The organism is Bilifractor sp. LCP19S3_H10, assembly GCF_052119185.1.
Taxonomy (GTDB): domain Bacteria; phylum Bacillota; class Clostridia; order Lachnospirales; family Lachnospiraceae; genus Bilifractor.
Genome location: NZ_JBQKFT010000002.1, coordinates 1 through 15,547, shown reverse-complemented (window position 1 = coordinate 15,547; position 15,547 = coordinate 1). Strand labels below are relative to the sequence as shown.

Below are 15,547 nucleotides of genomic sequence, written 5' to 3'. Positions count from 1 at the left end.
CATACCTGTTGCCTTCGAAATCGCATACAGTCTCTTACACACGCTTCGCGTGTGACGATCCTGTCTGCGTTTTCGAAGAGCTTATACAGTATTATATCATACTTCTTTGTGAGGGTGTAGGACTGAAAAAGGAGAACGGTATTATTTGTCCATTCTTCTTTTCCGGATCCGGAGGGCGCTGAGCCAGGCGATTCCCGCTACTGCGGCGATGGTAAGTATCCATCCCCATATCGGCATCTTGCGGATATTGAAGCACCGGACATTGACCCACATCTGGTTGATTACGCTGTTTTTCTGAGGGTTAAAGTAGATCATGATTGAGGATCGGCTGATGGCATCGCTGCTCGGGTATTGCGCGGAGAGCTGCCTTTTCGTCTGCTCTTCCGGAACCTTCAGGACATAATCTCCCGTTCCGTCCGGAGAGAAGAAATAATTGACATCATAATCCACAGTGTCCTTTTCATCCGGTTCCGCCCCGTAATTCCATTTCAGATACTCAAAGATCCTCGGATCCGTACCTCCGGAGATGACCGAAGTGTATCCGATATAATACATATTCCGGATTACATTGTCCGGCCGGGAGAGGAAATTGATGAAGGCTTCGGCGGCCTGCTGCTTCTGCGTATCTTTGCCGATTCCCCTCTTGAGCATTACCCACCCGTCGAAATAGATGTTGGTAGCCTCTCTGGGCACGGCAAAGTTGAGGGTGTAATTGTCTTCGTCCGCCTGGTCCATCGTGTAGACCGCATCTCCGGACCACTGGTAGTTCGCAAGCACCTTTCCGGTGATCATATCCGCCTTGCCGGCGTCGGTCTCAAAGGAGTAAACATTGTCCTTCACATCCTGGAGGTAATCCTGAACTTCGGCGATCATCTCCGGAGAAGTGTCATTCATGACATCCTCCAGGTTCTGATGATAGTCCGGATCATTCACAAAAGCCGCAGAAGTAAGCTTTTTTGATTTCAGGGCACCGATTGCCATAAAATAAGAGTCTCTTACATTGTCCTTGATCGTCAGCTTCCGTCTGAACTTCGGATTATCGAAGAGCGTCCATGTGGAAGCCTCATCCTCGGTTATGTATTTCGGATTATAGACAATACCGGTAATGCCCCACATGTATCCTGCCGCATATTTGCCCCAGGTCTCTCCGTTGATTTCCTTTGACTGAAAAATATTGTTGATATAGGGGGATACGCCGCGCGTATAGTAATTATTTGTATCACTGGTATCATAAAAGTGATCGGAAAGCGGAACAAGCTGGTCCTCCGACATCAGCTTCATGATCATGTATTCAGAGGGACAGATCAGATCGTATACATCTCCGAGCGTAAGCATGTTGTACAGATCCTCATTTGTGCCGAAGGTCGAATACTCAACCCGGACCTTTTTGCCGTAGGTCTGGTAGTACCAAGTTTCAAAATCATCGATCAGCGAGTTCTTTCCGAAGATATCTCCGCTGTCCAGATCGATGGTCTCATCCTCACTCCAGTCTCCGGTGTCAATATATTCTTCCCAGTTGCAGACGCGGAGTGTAATGACATCGTCCTTATCTTTTGCGTCTGTTCCGGAGACGGAGCTGCCTGCGGCTTCTGCATCCGTTCCAGAAGAAGGGCCGTTTATTGCGACGGTATTTTTCTGAGTGGTCTTCTCTTTCGAAGCAGCTGTCTGAACCGCGTAGACAGGTGTCGGCATATATAACGTACCTGCCAGAAGACCGGCGAGAAGAAATGCAGTTATTTTTTTCATGCTCTTTGCGCCTCCTCTTTTTTCGCGGTACGGACATTTACAATGGCCACGAAGAGAATCACGACGGCAAAAATAATCGTCGAGAGTGCCCACAGAGCGGTCTTGATCGTCGTCTGTGAGCCCTTTGTGGCATTGACAACATAGGTGCTGATCGTATTAAAGGTAGCCGGCTTGGTGTACGTCGTGATGAAATAATCATCCAGCGACAGGGTGATCGCAAGACCAAACCCGGAAATGATGCCCGGAACGATCTGCGGGATCACTACCTGCGTCAGGGCGCCGAACGGAGTGGCGCCGAGATCCAGCGCTGCCTCATACAGCGCGGAGTCCATCTGCCGGATCTTCGGCATGACAGACAGGTAGACAAAGGGCGCGCAGAGGGTGACATGCCCGATCACAAGCGGAACAAAGGTGTCCTTGGAGACGCCGAGCACGACAACAAGCAGAATGCAGATGGAGAAACCCGTTACCACATCGGCGTTGATGACCGGGATCTGGTTGATCGTAGAAATCGCGGCATTCACTTTTCTTTTTGAATAGAAGGATCCGATCGCTCCGATCGTCCCGAGAAAAGTGGCAAGCACAGCGGAGCCGACTGCCAGAAGCAGCGTTCCGCCGATCATCTGCAGGAGCTCGGGTGTTGTGAACAGCGTCACATAGTTGTGCATGGAGAAACCACGGATGGAGCCGATATTTGCGGCATCTGTGAAGCTGTACACCGCGAGAATGAGGATCGGCAGATACAGAACCAGAAGCATGATGCACAGGAAAACAGACGTTCCGATCTTTTTTTTCACAGCAACGCTCCTCCTCTCTGATTATCTTCCTCGCCGGACCCCGAAAGCAGGGTGAACAGGCAGATCAGACCGAGCAGAATCAGCGCGATCATTGATCCCGCGTGCCAGTTGTAAGCGGCAAAATAGCTGCCGATCAGACTGCCCATGATGTAAGTACTGTTGTTCAGCATATCCAGTACGACATAGTTGGTCATCGCCGGGAGAAAAACCATCGACACACCGCTGATGATTCCCGGAACAGAAAGCGGAAGCGTCACCGAGAGAAAGGTGCTGCGCTCATCCGCGCCGAGATCCATGGCAGCCTCCCGAAGCGCGCCGTCCAGCCTCGAAATCGTCGTATAGATCGGCAGGATCATAAACGGAAGAAAATCGTAGGTCATACCGATCACGGAATTCAGGAAGGGATACATGGAAAGATTCCCCTCCAGGAATGTCAGTATTTCCTTCATGGCGGTGATCCTCAGGGAAAAATTAATCCACATCGGCATCACAAAGATCATGACGATCACTGATTTGGATTTCAGTGAGCTCATAGCCAGGATGTACGCGGTCGGATAAGCCAGAAGCAGGCAGACGATGGTCGTCACCGCCGCTATGGCAAAACTGTATATTAATGTTCCCAGGGCATTCGGATCCGTAAAAAAGCCCGCCAGATTGGCGAAGGTGAAGTGCCCCTGCCCGTTCGTAAAAGCATAGAAAAACAGCACGACAAGAGGCAGCACAACAAACAGGATCAGAAATACCGAGTATGGAATACCAAGGGTTTTTCTGGAAAACTTCATAATAAAATCTCCTGTCAGGAAAAATCAAGTATAAATAAGTCTGGTCGCAATATTTCTGGCCCATGGGGAGCTTGCTCACAAGTGGACCGGAACATTATCCTTCACTTCTTCCGGTCATAGACAAATTTCATCTTGTCGAGAGGCATGATCAGGCTGACCCGGTCACCCATATTCCAGAGATCCTCATCGTACACGACAAAATCCTGCTCGAGATCAGTCTGGATGACATAGCTGTAGTGGTCGCCCTGATAGATAAGGTTGGAAATATTGCCCTGCACCAGACCGGCGTCCTGTTCGTCTGTCATTTCGATATCCTCCGGCTGAATCTCCACCCGGATCCTTGTGCGGTTCAGATCAATGACATCCCCCTGCGCGTCGACCAGAGAACCGTCCTCCAGACGACGGCTTCCGGTTATGATCTTCGTGACGCTGGTCTCAATCTTCTGACCGTTGTATTCCAGACGGAAATCTCTGTTGATATCCGCGTAAAAGACATTTGTATGATCCTCGGCAATCATGACGTGGATTCCGTCCGGCTCGACAAAGAGGCCGACACGGCTTCCGACAGACGCATTCTTTGTAGACTGGATCTCATACTCGTATTTGCCGGCGGTCACCGTGATCTCATAATGAATTCCCTTGAATATGACATTGGTTACGGTTCCCTGTACAATGCCCTTTTCCGGAGCGGTGATCTCGATATCCTCCGGGCGCACGACTGCCGTGATATGCGTTCCCTCCGCCACATCATCGACACAGTCAAATTCACCGCCGCCGAAGCGGACTCTGCGCTTCCCGGTCATGATGCCATTGAAGATATTGGACTCACCGATGAAGTCGGCGACAAAAGCATTGATCGGCTCGTTATAGATATCTTCCGGAGTCCCGATCTGCTGAACCTTCCCCTCATTCATGACCACAATCTTGTCCGACATAGTCAATGCCTCCTCCTGATCGTGGGTGACATAGATGAAGGTGATACCGAGCTTGTCATGCATATCTTTCAGCTCGTACTGCATCTCCTGCCTCATCTTCAGATCCAGCGCCCCAAGCGGTTCATCCAGAAGCAGAATCTCCGGCTCGTTCACCAGAGCGCGCGCGATGGCAATCCTCTGCTGCTGTCCGCCCGAAAGTGTCGATACATTCCGGCGCTCAAAGCCCTCCAGGTCCACGAGAGCGAGGACCTTTTTCACCTTCTTCTCGATGAGATCCTTCGGAGTCTTCTTCTGTTTCAGGCCATATGCGATGTTGTCGTGAATGTTCATGTGCGGAAAAAGCGCGTATCGCTGAAAGACCGTGTTGATCGGCCGGCGGTACGGCGGAAGATCCGTGATGGATCTGCCGTTCAAAAGGATCTCACCGGAAGTCGGAAGATCAAAACCCGCAATCATCCGGAGCGTCGTGGTTTTTCCGCAGCCGGAAGGACCCAGGAAGGTTACGAACTCCCCGCGCTTTACCTCAAGGTTAAAATCCGTCACTGCGCTGAAGCCGTCCTCGAAGGAGCGGGTGACATGTTTTAATTCGATAATATTTGTGCTCTCCATCGTACAAAACCTCTCAAAATGATATAGAAAAACCTGATTCAGAACATCGGCGGCGTGCTGATCCAGATCAGCTTTGCAGGTCTGGCGGATTGATTCGCAATCCGGTGATCCTTCTCCGTCCTGTAGTAAAAGCTTTCGCCCGCTTTCACGTGATAGACCTTGTCCCCGAGATAGAGACTGATCCGTCCGCTGAGGACGTAGCCGAACTCCTCCCCGGTATGAGGCTTGTCCTCATCCAGGCTTTCATGCGGCTGAATGACGACCAGAAGCGGCTCCATCTGAAACTTCAGGGCACCCGGGATCAGCCATGTCCGGCTGTTTCCAGCATCATCCGTCTTGATAAAGTAATCTCCGGCGGAAAAAACAACCTGCTCCTTGTCTCCTTCCTTAAAAAAATCCGCCGGCGTCGTGCCGAGGATTTCAATCAGATTCATCAGCGTCTCCACGGAAGGCGACACCTGCCCGTTTTCCAGCTGCGAGATAAAGCCCTTGGTGAGCTCGGAGCGGTCCGCCAGCTCCTGCTGCGTCAGATCATTCCGGTTTCGCAGATCCCGGATCCGTCTGCCGATGTTGGCATTAATTTCATCTGTATTCATTAAGATTAATCCTTTCGGTTGTCATAGGCGGAGCCCCACCGTCTTCAGGTCGTGAGCAGTTGATGTCATACGCTGCCTCATATCGTGCCATACTCCGCAAGTAAACACAAAGTGTTCTGACGCTAAACCATTTATCCAGAGACGATTATACTAGCAATAAACAAAAAGTCAACTATTAATGATACAGTTAACATTGCAACGAGATAAAACACGCTGCGCGAGTTTTATCTCGCTATCGCGACGCTCGCCGCACACGAATACTTCGCATTCGGCTGCGGCTCACTGTTCGCGTAAAAAAACAGGTATGAGAGTGCAGTGACGCATTAGCGGCACTTGAATGCTCATACCTGTTAGCGGCACGGAAGCTGTGAGGCGTCGGGAGAACACAGGGACTTATACCCATTGTGACACCCCTCCTGATTGCGCTATTTTTCCGCCGCAATAATCTACGGAAATATAATATTCATCTGCCCGTTTGCGTCTGTTTCCGGATCACCCAGGAAGAAATTCCTCGTGATATTCTTCTTCATGGTCTCCTTCATGTCCTCAAATGAATGATAGGCTTCCCGGCTGTACTCAAAGACAGGGTTTCTCTGCGCCGTGCCGCGTGTCGTAATCGCGTACTGCAGCTGCTGCAGGTAGTCCACCTCCTCCACCCATCCGTCGTCAAGCGCGCGGAGGATACACTGGCGCATGTAGTCCTGGGCCTGCTCCTGATGATCAAAAATATCGATTTTCCGGTCATAGAGTTTTGCGGCATACTGCTGCATTCGCCGGAGAAGCTCGTTCGGATCCTTATGAGGTGTCAGAATCTCCGGGTCTATCTCGTAGGAAAGATTGTCCAGAACATACCGGGTAAGTTCATGTTCCTGCAGGTCCGGATGTGATTTCACAAAGGACGTCAGCGCATCGTTGATGATGCCCCACATTGTCTCTCTGTCGATCTGCGCCCGGTCAAGCAGCCGGTTTCTCGCACCGTAGAGAATTTCGCGCTGGCGGCGCAGAATCTTATCATAGCGAACTGACTGTTCTCGGGTAGAGATGCTCTGCTCCTCCCTCGTCTTCTGCGCACTGTTGATCAGATGTCTCAGCTTCCACGGGGAAATCGGACGGCTGCGATCCAGATACTCTTCGGCCTTTTCGGAATACATCGTCATGACAATGTCATCCTCCAGAGAAACAAAAAACTGCGAGGATCCGGGATCTCCCTGCCGCCCGGAACGCCCTCTTGCCTGCCGCTCCAGGCGGAGATTTTCCATGCGGCCGATACCGATGACAGCCAGCCCGCCGAGCCCGGCCACTCCTTCCTCCAGTTTGATATCTGTGCCGCGGCCGGCCATTCCGGTAGACACGGTCACAGCATTTCGCATGCCTGCAGCCGCGATGATTTCAGCTTCCCAGTAGGCATTGTCCGCGTTCAGGACGCTGTGCGGCACGCTCCTTTCCACCAGCATATGTGAAAAAATCTGCGTGTCCTGAATGGTGGCGGTTACAATGAGCACCGGCTGTCCCTTCCTGTGGCACTTCAATGTCTCCTCAAGGGCTGCCTTGAACTGTTCCTGCGCGGTTACAAAATAACGGTCCTTCCGGTCGACGCGGCGAAGCTTTTTGTGCGGCGGAACGACAACAACCCTCTTGTGATAGACCGAGCGCAGCTCCTGCCGGGCATTTGAAATCGTACCGCTCATTCCGCACATTTTGGGGAACATAAGAAACAGGTTCTGATATGTGATGGAGGCGACCGAGCGCTGCTCCTGCGTCAGGGGCACATGCTCCTTCTGCTCCAGAGCCTGGTGCTCGCCGCCGCGCAGCTTCATTCCCGGGAGACTTCGACCGGTGTCATTATCCAGAAGGACAATCTCATCCTGATCGGAAACCAGATAATCCTCCTGCCGTTTCAACAGCACATGCGCCCGGAGAGCCAGTGTGACATGACGGTTGATCTCGAAGTTTCTGTGATCATAATAATCGCTGATGCCGAAAAAACGCTCGGCATAGGCAACTCCGTGATCCGTCAGCCACACCGCCTTATCCTCGGTCAGATAGTCGCGGTCTTCCTTTAAGGTGGATACAAAAAAATCTGTCATCTCATAGAGATTTGACTGCACACGGGGAGAGCCCGAGATCACCAGCGGCATCTGCGCGCCGTCCAGCAGCACGGAATCCGCCTCATCAATGATGATAAAATAAAAATCGCGCAGAAAACGATCCTCCGCGCGCCGGACCAGATTGTTCAGAAGATAATCAAAGGCCAGAGTTCCATGCGTCGTATAGAGAATATCCGCACTGTAATTCTTCCGTTTCTGGTCATTGGTCAGTGTCTGTCCGGGATGCCGCGTTACACCTGCCCGCTCCGTCAGACCCATGAACGAAAATACAGGACGCATCTGGGCCGCATCACGATAAGCCAGATATTCATTTGCCGTTACCAAAATAGTGCTTTTCCCCGTCAGGGCATGCAGATACAGGGGCATGGTCGCCGTCAGAGTCTTTCCCTCTCCGGTATTCATCTCCACGAGGCAGCCGTGATGCATCGCAACAGCGCCGTATATCTGATTGTCATACGGATACTTGCCGAGGACACGGCGGTCCGCTTCACAGATCGCCGCATAGGCTTCCGGGAGAATCTGATCCAGAGTCCTGCCGCTCTTCAGCTGTGATTTTAAATTATTTGTCACCGTCTGAAGCTGTTTATCACTCAGTCCGGCCATCCTCCGGGCGCAGCTTTTGACCTTTTCTGCGATGTTCATGAAATATCTGTTCGTCATAGCGCTTCCGTTCTTTCTGAAATGGTAAAAGAGTGAAAATGAAACGCATGTCCGCCTGCGCAGATCAGCTGCGCCTTGTAACTGTACGTCTTCAGCGGACACCTGAAATTCATCTCCGGCTGATCGACTATCAGGTTTCCTGCTTCTTCTCCGTTTTTTCCGAAAAATACCAGCTGAAGGAAGATGCCTTCGGGAACCTCACAATCCAGATCCACGGAAATGTGATACCTTCCCTCCCCGTCGATAATCGGAAGCGTCGGTTCGATTCTGCCCGCCTGAAAATTTACCATGGAGTACCAGGTCTTGATGGCTGTCCCGGGCGGAATCAGCGCGTTCCGGAAAAATACGTCATCCAGAGACAGAAATTCAATTTCCGATCCGTACAGATATGCGTCACTGGTATATTCCCTCCAGTACACGGTCCATATTTTTCCTTTATTATTCATAGTATCCTTATTGATCTTATCTTCCATAATTCAGGGCTTATTATCCTTACTTTCCTTATCTTCCATAATTCAGGACTCCCGTTCTCTGCCAAAAGCATCCCGTAGAACTCTTCGGAACTGCCTTAAAAACCAGAAGACAATACCCGAGGTATCATCATTATGACGCCCGTGCAGTCCCTTTCCGATCACTTTCGCTCCTCTGCCCTGCATATGCGAGAGCAGATCCTGATAGGCAGCGGCGTCGTAGTCATCTTCGATCATATAAGCAATATAGAACGACCGACCGGTCCAGTCGGTCCGGCAAAAGGTATCCCAGAAGTGCTGATTCATCTGATCAGAAGCTTCCTGATCGAGACGATGATACTGCTTCCACAGCACATCCAGAGAGGTCGGGAAGCCGCCCGGCCGTTGAATGCGTTCGGCCTTCGCCATGCTTCCCAGATTTACCAGAGGCTTTCCCACAATGATATACCCCGGGCGAATCATGGAGCCATAGTACAAGGCCCCGAATGTCCCCATCGAGAGCCCGGAGAAGATCACCTGATCCGGGGAAAAGCCCAGTTCATGCATTGCCTTTTCAATGATCTTCTTCAGACAAGTCTCGTACTCCTCATCTCCGAGATAAAAATCTCCGCCTTCGAGCCTGGCTTCACTAATCAGCAGAAAAGGCGTTCCCATCTGCCGCATCATGTGATAGCCCTCGAAGCCCTCCATGGTTTTATACCCGGAAAAATACACACAGAGCGGAGGCTTGAAATCGCCAGGATCCAGATAGGCAAAGATTTCCTCCCGGTTTCCGGTAACGATCCGTCTGCCCCCGGGCAGAAAACTTCCGGCGCCGCGCCGTGAATAACGGTCATGCAGCGCCCTTACATGAAGCGTGCCCTTTCCCCGGGCGTTCAGAGATACGAACACAGGACCGTCCTTCTTCTTATTATCAATGGTCACCGGCTGCCGCAGTGCCGCCTCATCGAATTTCCAGATTTTCTGAATGGAAGCAACACTGCCCGCAGCAAACTGGACGATCTGCAGCTCGATCCCGACATCACCCTCCGTCTGATATTCAAGCCAGAAATCAATAGCCTGCCCTTCGTCTACGGGAATATTGCCCCGCCAGTAGAGTGCCTGCCTCATATGATCGCCGAAATCGCCCTCCATGACGGTTTCCGTGAATCCGTTCCAGTATACCTGGCCCTGAAAGCCGGGCGCAATTGCCATCGTATGGGGGTCATATTTTTCACCATAGGGACGGCCGAAATAATTCGGAAGCTGTTTTTCCAGAAACGACGGCAATTCATCGCGTGCGATTCTGCTGCCGCACCGGCTGCGCATCAGATATTCCATCCGGTCAGTCATCGGAATATCATCCGGAACAAATAAACTGTATGCGCGCACAATCCTGGCCAGAATATCCGCTTCCCGATCCGTGAGGACACGATCAATGACCGCAACATCATATTCCGCGTCAGAAAGCTTCAGTTCCGGCTCATAATTCCAATCCGTATCCGGAGGAAGTGTAAAACGGTTTGAATAATCAATCCTTCCAAGCTGCAATGCTCTAATGTTCAACGTTCTCTAAAATCTCCTTCCAGGACTGCACAAGCTGCTCCGTCGAAAAACGGCTGCCCAGCTCGTACGAGGCAATCTGCGCCTGATTGACATGCGCGATGCTGCCGAGATAATAATCCAGCGCATCCGGCAGATCCGAAAGATTTCGGACAAGGATTCCGTTTTTGCCATCCGCGAAATAATCGGTTTCCTGACCGGCAATCTGTGGGATTCCCATGCTCATCGCTGAAATCTGAAGGAACTGGTCTGGAACCGGCTGCAGATCTACTACGATTCGCTGTTCCCGCAATTTCTGACTGACTGTCATCTCATCCACACACTGGGCCACCGAAAAAACACAGGCAGCCTGTTCCTGAAAGTCAAGCCTGCTCTCACTGACCTTATCATCCTCTCTTGCCAGTGCCGGATTCATGCGGGCGGCACGAAGCGCCTTCCGTGCTTTATGCATCAGACGGCTCTTTCTGTTGTATGCGGAAGAACGTGTGAACATGCAGACACGGGCACGATGATTCCGGGTCAGAATGTAGTTCGCAAGCAGAACGACAAGTGTGTTGAAATCTTCATCATTGATCTGATCCACAGCCAGCAGAATGTTCTGCACGGGCAGATGAAGGCTGTTGCCGGATTCCTCACGCGAATCATAGGGTGTGATCACGCGGACCGGTTTCTGAAGCCCTGTTTGCTCCTGAATCCTCCGGGCCGTCACATTCTTATCCGCCACAATTGCATCGGCATCCTGCATCAGCTTCCGGTCCATCTCCCCGATGCCGTTTTCGTCCAGTCGGCGCGCAAAAAAGGAAAGAACGGTCTTTCGGTTTTTCATGACCTGCGCCAGAACAGGCGAGTGAAGGTGATGTACCGCGATCACGAAAATATCCGCGTCCGATGTCGTCTTGAGGTTCTCCTGCACAACCTCCGTGATCATCGCGTCTATATCGGGGTATTCCAGTCTCTGATAATTCACCTTCCTGGGATATTCCGGTTTTCTATCCTTTACATTGTTGGAAGATTCCGGTTTCTGATCGTCCGCATGATGGGGATATTCGTGCTTTTGATCATTCAGGTTCACAAAATACCAGCTGCTGTCCGGGTTGATCAGAACATGGCCGTCATCCAGAAAACGGGCGAACTTCCATACACCGTCTTCATTAAAATACTGCTCCCGGTAAGCGATCCCGTCGCGGTAGACGATCTGACAGGACATAAACCCCCGGTCATCATAATAATTGGAGCAGACGCGTTCATCATTTTTGAACATGTCCACACGGAACATGTTGCCGTCTTCTGCAAATTCAATTTGCGCATATTTCTTCTGGTTTCGCCGGACAATCACCGCAAAGGGCGAGTAAATGAATTCCACATCATCCGGCCAGGAGAGATCATGGAAAGAGAAAAGAACGGTGCGGTCCGAAGCAATGCCCTGCATGGCATCAAAGCAGGACCAGTAAGGAGCATGATAGACGCCCTGCCGGTGGAGAAAATGGCGGAAATTCGGCGAAAAGCCAAGCAGCATAATTTTAAAAGGAGCTGCTTTTTTTCGAAAAAACAGCTGAATCTGCTTGACCGTGTCATCGAACTCCGTCACGGTACGGGAACGATACCAGACCTGCTCATTCTCCTTCCAGTCACCATTTTGATACCAGGCAGGAATAAAATACTGCATAAACGATTCCTTTCACAAACTGTGCCTACAGGTATGAAAATCTATACGCGTCATAACGATAATATGTCTGAATTTCCTGAATCAGACTGCAGATAATACTTACCAGGATCATGCCGGACGATGGAATCAGTGCCAGCGATGCAGGAATGTCATGATTCAGAGATAAAATCAAAGAGATTGACATACACCCTGCCTGGAGCAATCCGCTGATCATACTCCATTTCAGGACAATCTTCACCAGATACCGTTTCGTTTTTTCCCCGGCATAGACACCGATGATGCTGTCGCCGTTTTGCTGAAGCTGACGTGCGCTTTCCGCCGGGTTCAGCATGATAAAAGAAAATACAACTGACAGGCAGAAAATTATGATTAAATACAGCGTGGTTCCCGGCAGCTCAGTCATCAACAAGTTCTGCAATATACCGGCAAACGCATGATCAGACGGTATCACATAGGTCAGAAACAGAATCACGTACCGAATAATGACCAGAAAAGAAGACGCAAACATCACGGGCATTATCCCTACAGGGTTGCGCTTGTATGCAATATAGTTCTGGTCGGCGTGAATATTGTGAATGGATACGCGCTGAAGCGGTACTTTAATAATAGAATTCTCCATAAAGATGGTGACGACGACGATGCCCGCAGTCGTCAGAATCAGTACAGGGTATCGAAAAAAATGATACATCGTCAGATTGGAAGCCAGTGACGTGATCACATTTAATAAAATTATGGGCATAGATGCACCGATTCCATGCTTCTCATTTGTCTTGCACAAGAAATATGTGATCATGGCGCCGGCTATCATTTCCAGTATCACAAGCAGCCGGACCACAGATGCCGGACCAGCGTCTTCACGTAACGTCAAATTCAGCGACTGAATAACAGACATAAAAACCGAGAAGATAACGGCCGTGATCAGCATCCATCGATCCTGCTTCTGCTTGGAAATTTTCGTCCGGCTGTTTATATTTTTCAATGAACTAATTATCTGTACCAGCAGAGAAGCGTTGATATAGGGCATGATGCCCAGCGACATAAGCGTCCGCTGATATCGATCACCGCTGAGCATCGTTGTTACAATGGACTGGACATTTCCGGGAGAATCAATAAAACTGGTCGATACTCCATAAAGAGTGATGCTTCTTCCTGCTAAATAAATGATTAAAATCAGAACCGAAAAAAGGATTCTTTTACACAACACATGTGTTCTTGTAGTTCCCATAAAGTTGTATTTCTCTCTGTCTGTAAATCAGGAAGCCTGAACGATATGTAAGCTTTCCAAATTGTTGACGGCCTCTCCAAATAGCATATCATCAGGGTTTGATAACCTGAAGAGGGATTACTTCATTTAACGTCTCAATCTCCGATGTCGCCGCAGCATCACTTTGCGCGCTGCCTCCGGCAGGTGCTGCAGTTGACGCGGCGCTCATATCGGTTCCGGAAGCTGCAGCATCAGCTGCTGGTGTGTTGCTGGATAATGCGCTGAGCGAATCCTCCAGAGACACACTCAAACTGTTTGAGATACTGTTGCTGTTCTCCGTCTCAGATTCCGACGCCGCAGTCGATGCCGAAGCAGACTTGCTTTCACTTGCCGCAGCACTCGCACTGTCACTGGAACTTGCGCGCTGACTGGCTCTTGTTGATTCATCTGTTGAGGTGGAGGACGATTCACTGAAAGAAACAGAACTTGACTCATTCGTTGAACCATCTGCAGAAGCAGACCCGGCATCATTACCTGAAACCGACACACTCTCAGATGTCGGCGTATTCACTGTTGCGGCACTCGCCGTCGCTGTACCTGCTGTTATAGCAGGTGTCGCTGCTGCACTTGTCAAAGCCGCACTCGCTGATATCGTAGCCGACTCAGAAATCGATATATTGGCTGGTACACTAGTACTATCACTAATGCTTGCGACTGCCGATTCACTTGCGGAAGCGCTCCAGGACGTACTCTCACTCTCCGATGCACTTTCTGATTCGGATTCACTATCACTCTTAGAAGTACTTTCTGATTCAGATACGCGCTCACTCTCCGATGTGCTTACCGATTCGAAATCACTCTCGGATGTACTTGCACTGGTCGAAGCACTCAAACTGTCTGACATACTCAACGAGTTTGATATTCTCTGACTCTCACTGTTCGACAAAGAAGCAGACCGGCTGATGCTTTCAGACTGAGATACGGACGTGCTTTCCTTTGTCGAAGCACTTGCACTATCGGAAGCACTTACACTACCAGAAGCACTTACACTACCGAAAGCACTTGCACTACCAGAAGCACTTGCACTACCAGAAGCACTTACACTATCGGAAATTCTTGCACTACCAGAAGCACTTACACTACCGGAAGCACTTACACTATCGGAGGTACTTGCACTGGTCAAAGCGCTCAAACTGTCTGACATACTCAGTGAGTTTGAAGTTCTCTGACTCTCACTGTTAGACAAAGAAGCAGACCGGCTGATGCTTTCAGATTGAGATACAGACGTGCTTTCCTTTGTCGAAGCACTTACACTACCGGAAGCACTTACACTATCGGAAGCACTTGCACTATCGGAAGCACTTACACTACCGGAAGCACTTGCACTGGTCGAAGCGCTGAAACTGTCTGACATACTCAGCGAGTTTGAAGTTCTCTGACTCTCACTGTTCGACAAAGAAGCAGACCGGCTGATGCTTTCAGATTGAGATGCGGACGTGCTTTCCTTTGTCGAAGCACTTGCACTATCGGAAGCACTTGCACTACCAGAAGCACTTACACTACCGGAAGCACTTGCACTACCGGAAGCACTGACACTATCGGAAGCACTTGCACTACCAGAAGCACTTACACTACCGGAAGCACTTGCACTACCGGAAGCACTGACACTATCGGAAGCACTTGCACTACCGGAAGCACTGACACTATCGGAAGTACTTGCACTGGTCAAAGCACTCAAACTATCTGACATACTCAGTGAGTTTGATATTCTCTGACTCTCACTGTTCGACAAAGAAGCAGACCGGCTGATGCTTTCAGACTGAGATGCGGACGTGCTTTCCTTTGTCGAAGCACTTGCACTATCGGAAGCACTTGCACTACCAGAAGCACTGATACTACCGGAAGCACTTGCACTACCGGAAGCACTTACACTATCGGAAGCACTTGCACTACCAGAAGCACTTACACTACCGGAAGCACTTGCACTACCGGAAGCACTTGCACTACCAGAAGCACTGATACTACCGGAAGCACTTGCACTACCAGAAGCACTTACACTATCGGAAGCACTGACACTACCGGAAGCACTTGCACTGGTCGAAGCACTCAAACTGTCTGACATACTCAACGAGTTTGATATTCTCTGACTCTCACTATTTGACAAAGAAGCAGACCGGCTGATGCTTTCAGATTGAGATACAGACGCGCTTTCCTTTGTCGAAGCACTTGCACTATCGGAAGCACTTGCACTACCGGAAGCACTTACACTATCGGAAGTACTTGCACTGGTCAAAGCGCTCAAACTGTCTGACATACTCAGTGAGTTTGATATTCTCTGACTCTCACTGTTCGACAAAGAAGCAGACCGGCTGATGCTTTCAGACTGAGATATGGACGTGCTTTCCTTTGTCGAAGCACTTGCACTATCGGAA

15 protein-coding genes are annotated in these 15,547 nt (G+C 50.2%); 5 read left to right on the top strand and 10 right to left on the bottom strand.

What is annotated here, in order from left to right:
• Positions 1 to 141 precede the first annotated feature (141 nt).
• The 10 genes from ACTQZS_RS01960 to ACTQZS_RS01915 form a co-directional block, all read right to left on the bottom strand.
• A complete protein-coding gene (locus tag ACTQZS_RS01960; protein WP_441474334.1) occupies positions 142 to 1,746 on the bottom strand; it encodes an ABC transporter substrate-binding protein in 1,605 nt (534 codons plus the stop codon).
• On the bottom strand, positions 1,743 to 2,504 hold the full coding sequence (locus ACTQZS_RS01955) for an ABC transporter permease (protein ID WP_441474555.1): 762 nt from the start codon (positions 2,502 to 2,504) through the stop codon (positions 1,743 to 1,745). The genes ACTQZS_RS01960 and ACTQZS_RS01955 overlap by 4 nt, the downstream gene beginning before the upstream one ends.
• A 35-nt stretch (positions 2,505 to 2,539) precedes the next feature.
• Entirely contained in the window at positions 2,540 to 3,325 is a 786-nt protein-coding gene (locus ACTQZS_RS01950; protein WP_441100043.1) for an ABC transporter permease, read from the bottom strand.
• 101 nt (positions 3,326 to 3,426) lie between these two features.
• Positions 3,427 to 4,869: a polyamine ABC transporter ATP-binding protein gene (gene potA / locus ACTQZS_RS01945; RefSeq protein ID WP_441474333.1), complete on the bottom strand. Its 1,443-nt coding sequence runs from the start codon at positions 4,867 to 4,869 to the stop codon at positions 3,427 to 3,429.
• Positions 4,870 to 4,907: 38 nt separating this feature from the next.
• On the bottom strand, positions 4,908 to 5,465 hold the full coding sequence (locus ACTQZS_RS01940; protein ID WP_441474332.1) for a cupin domain-containing protein: 558 nt from the start codon (positions 5,463 to 5,465) through the stop codon (positions 4,908 to 4,910).
• Positions 5,466 to 5,911: 446 nt separating this feature from the next.
• Positions 5,912 to 8,233, bottom strand: coding sequence for a preprotein translocase subunit SecA (gene secA / locus ACTQZS_RS01935; RefSeq protein WP_441474331.1), 2,322 nt, complete (start codon positions 8,231 to 8,233; stop codon positions 5,912 to 5,914).
• Positions 8,230 to 8,679 carry an accessory Sec system protein Asp3 gene (asp3, locus tag ACTQZS_RS01930; protein WP_441474330.1) on the bottom strand — a complete coding sequence of 150 codons (450 nt, stop codon included), beginning with the start codon at positions 8,677 to 8,679 and terminating at the stop codon, positions 8,230 to 8,232. The genes secA and asp3 overlap by 4 nt, the downstream gene beginning before the upstream one ends.
• A 69-nt stretch (positions 8,680 to 8,748) precedes the next feature.
• Complete coding sequence (gene asp2, locus ACTQZS_RS01925; RefSeq protein WP_441474329.1) at positions 8,749 to 10,248, bottom strand: accessory Sec system protein Asp2; 1,500 nt, start codon at positions 10,246 to 10,248, stop codon at positions 8,749 to 8,751.
• Positions 10,238 to 11,911 (bottom strand): accessory Sec system protein Asp1, encoded by a 1,674-nt coding sequence (gene asp1, locus ACTQZS_RS01920; protein ID WP_441474328.1) that lies wholly within the window; start codon positions 11,909 to 11,911, stop codon positions 10,238 to 10,240. Before asp1 ends, asp2 begins: the two co-directional genes overlap by 11 nt.
• Positions 11,912 to 11,936: 25 nt before the next feature.
• Positions 11,937 to 13,136, bottom strand: a complete 1,200-nt coding sequence (locus ACTQZS_RS01915; protein ID WP_441474327.1) for a hypothetical protein — start codon at positions 13,134 to 13,136, stop codon at positions 11,937 to 11,939.
• A gap of 434 nt (positions 13,137 to 13,570) precedes the next feature.
• Between ACTQZS_RS01915 and ACTQZS_RS01910 the strand changes: the two genes are divergently transcribed.
• From ACTQZS_RS01910 to ACTQZS_RS01890, 5 genes are read left to right on the top strand one after another with little or no spacing between them, the layout of a single operon-like run.
• Positions 13,571 to 14,044, top strand: coding sequence for a hypothetical protein (locus ACTQZS_RS01910; RefSeq protein WP_441474326.1), 474 nt, complete (start codon positions 13,571 to 13,573; stop codon positions 14,042 to 14,044).
• A gap of 57 nt (positions 14,045 to 14,101) precedes the next feature.
• A complete protein-coding gene (locus ACTQZS_RS01905) occupies positions 14,102 to 14,344 on the top strand; it encodes a hypothetical protein (RefSeq protein WP_441474325.1) in 243 nt (80 codons plus the stop codon).
• Between the two features lie 57 nt (positions 14,345 to 14,401).
• Positions 14,402 to 14,554 carry a hypothetical protein gene (locus ACTQZS_RS01900; RefSeq protein ID WP_441474324.1) on the top strand — a complete coding sequence of 51 codons (153 nt, stop codon included), beginning with the start codon at positions 14,402 to 14,404 and terminating at the stop codon, positions 14,552 to 14,554.
• A 57-nt stretch (positions 14,555 to 14,611) separates the two neighbouring features.
• The gene (locus ACTQZS_RS01895) at positions 14,612 to 14,890 is read left to right on the top strand and encodes a hypothetical protein (protein WP_441474323.1); all 279 of its coding nucleotides are present in this window, start codon (positions 14,612 to 14,614) and stop codon (positions 14,888 to 14,890) included.
• A gap of 57 nt (positions 14,891 to 14,947) precedes the next feature.
• Entirely contained in the window at positions 14,948 to 15,262 is a 315-nt protein-coding gene (locus ACTQZS_RS01890; RefSeq protein ID WP_441474322.1) for a hypothetical protein, read from the top strand.
• Positions 15,263 to 15,547: the final 285 nt, after the last annotated feature.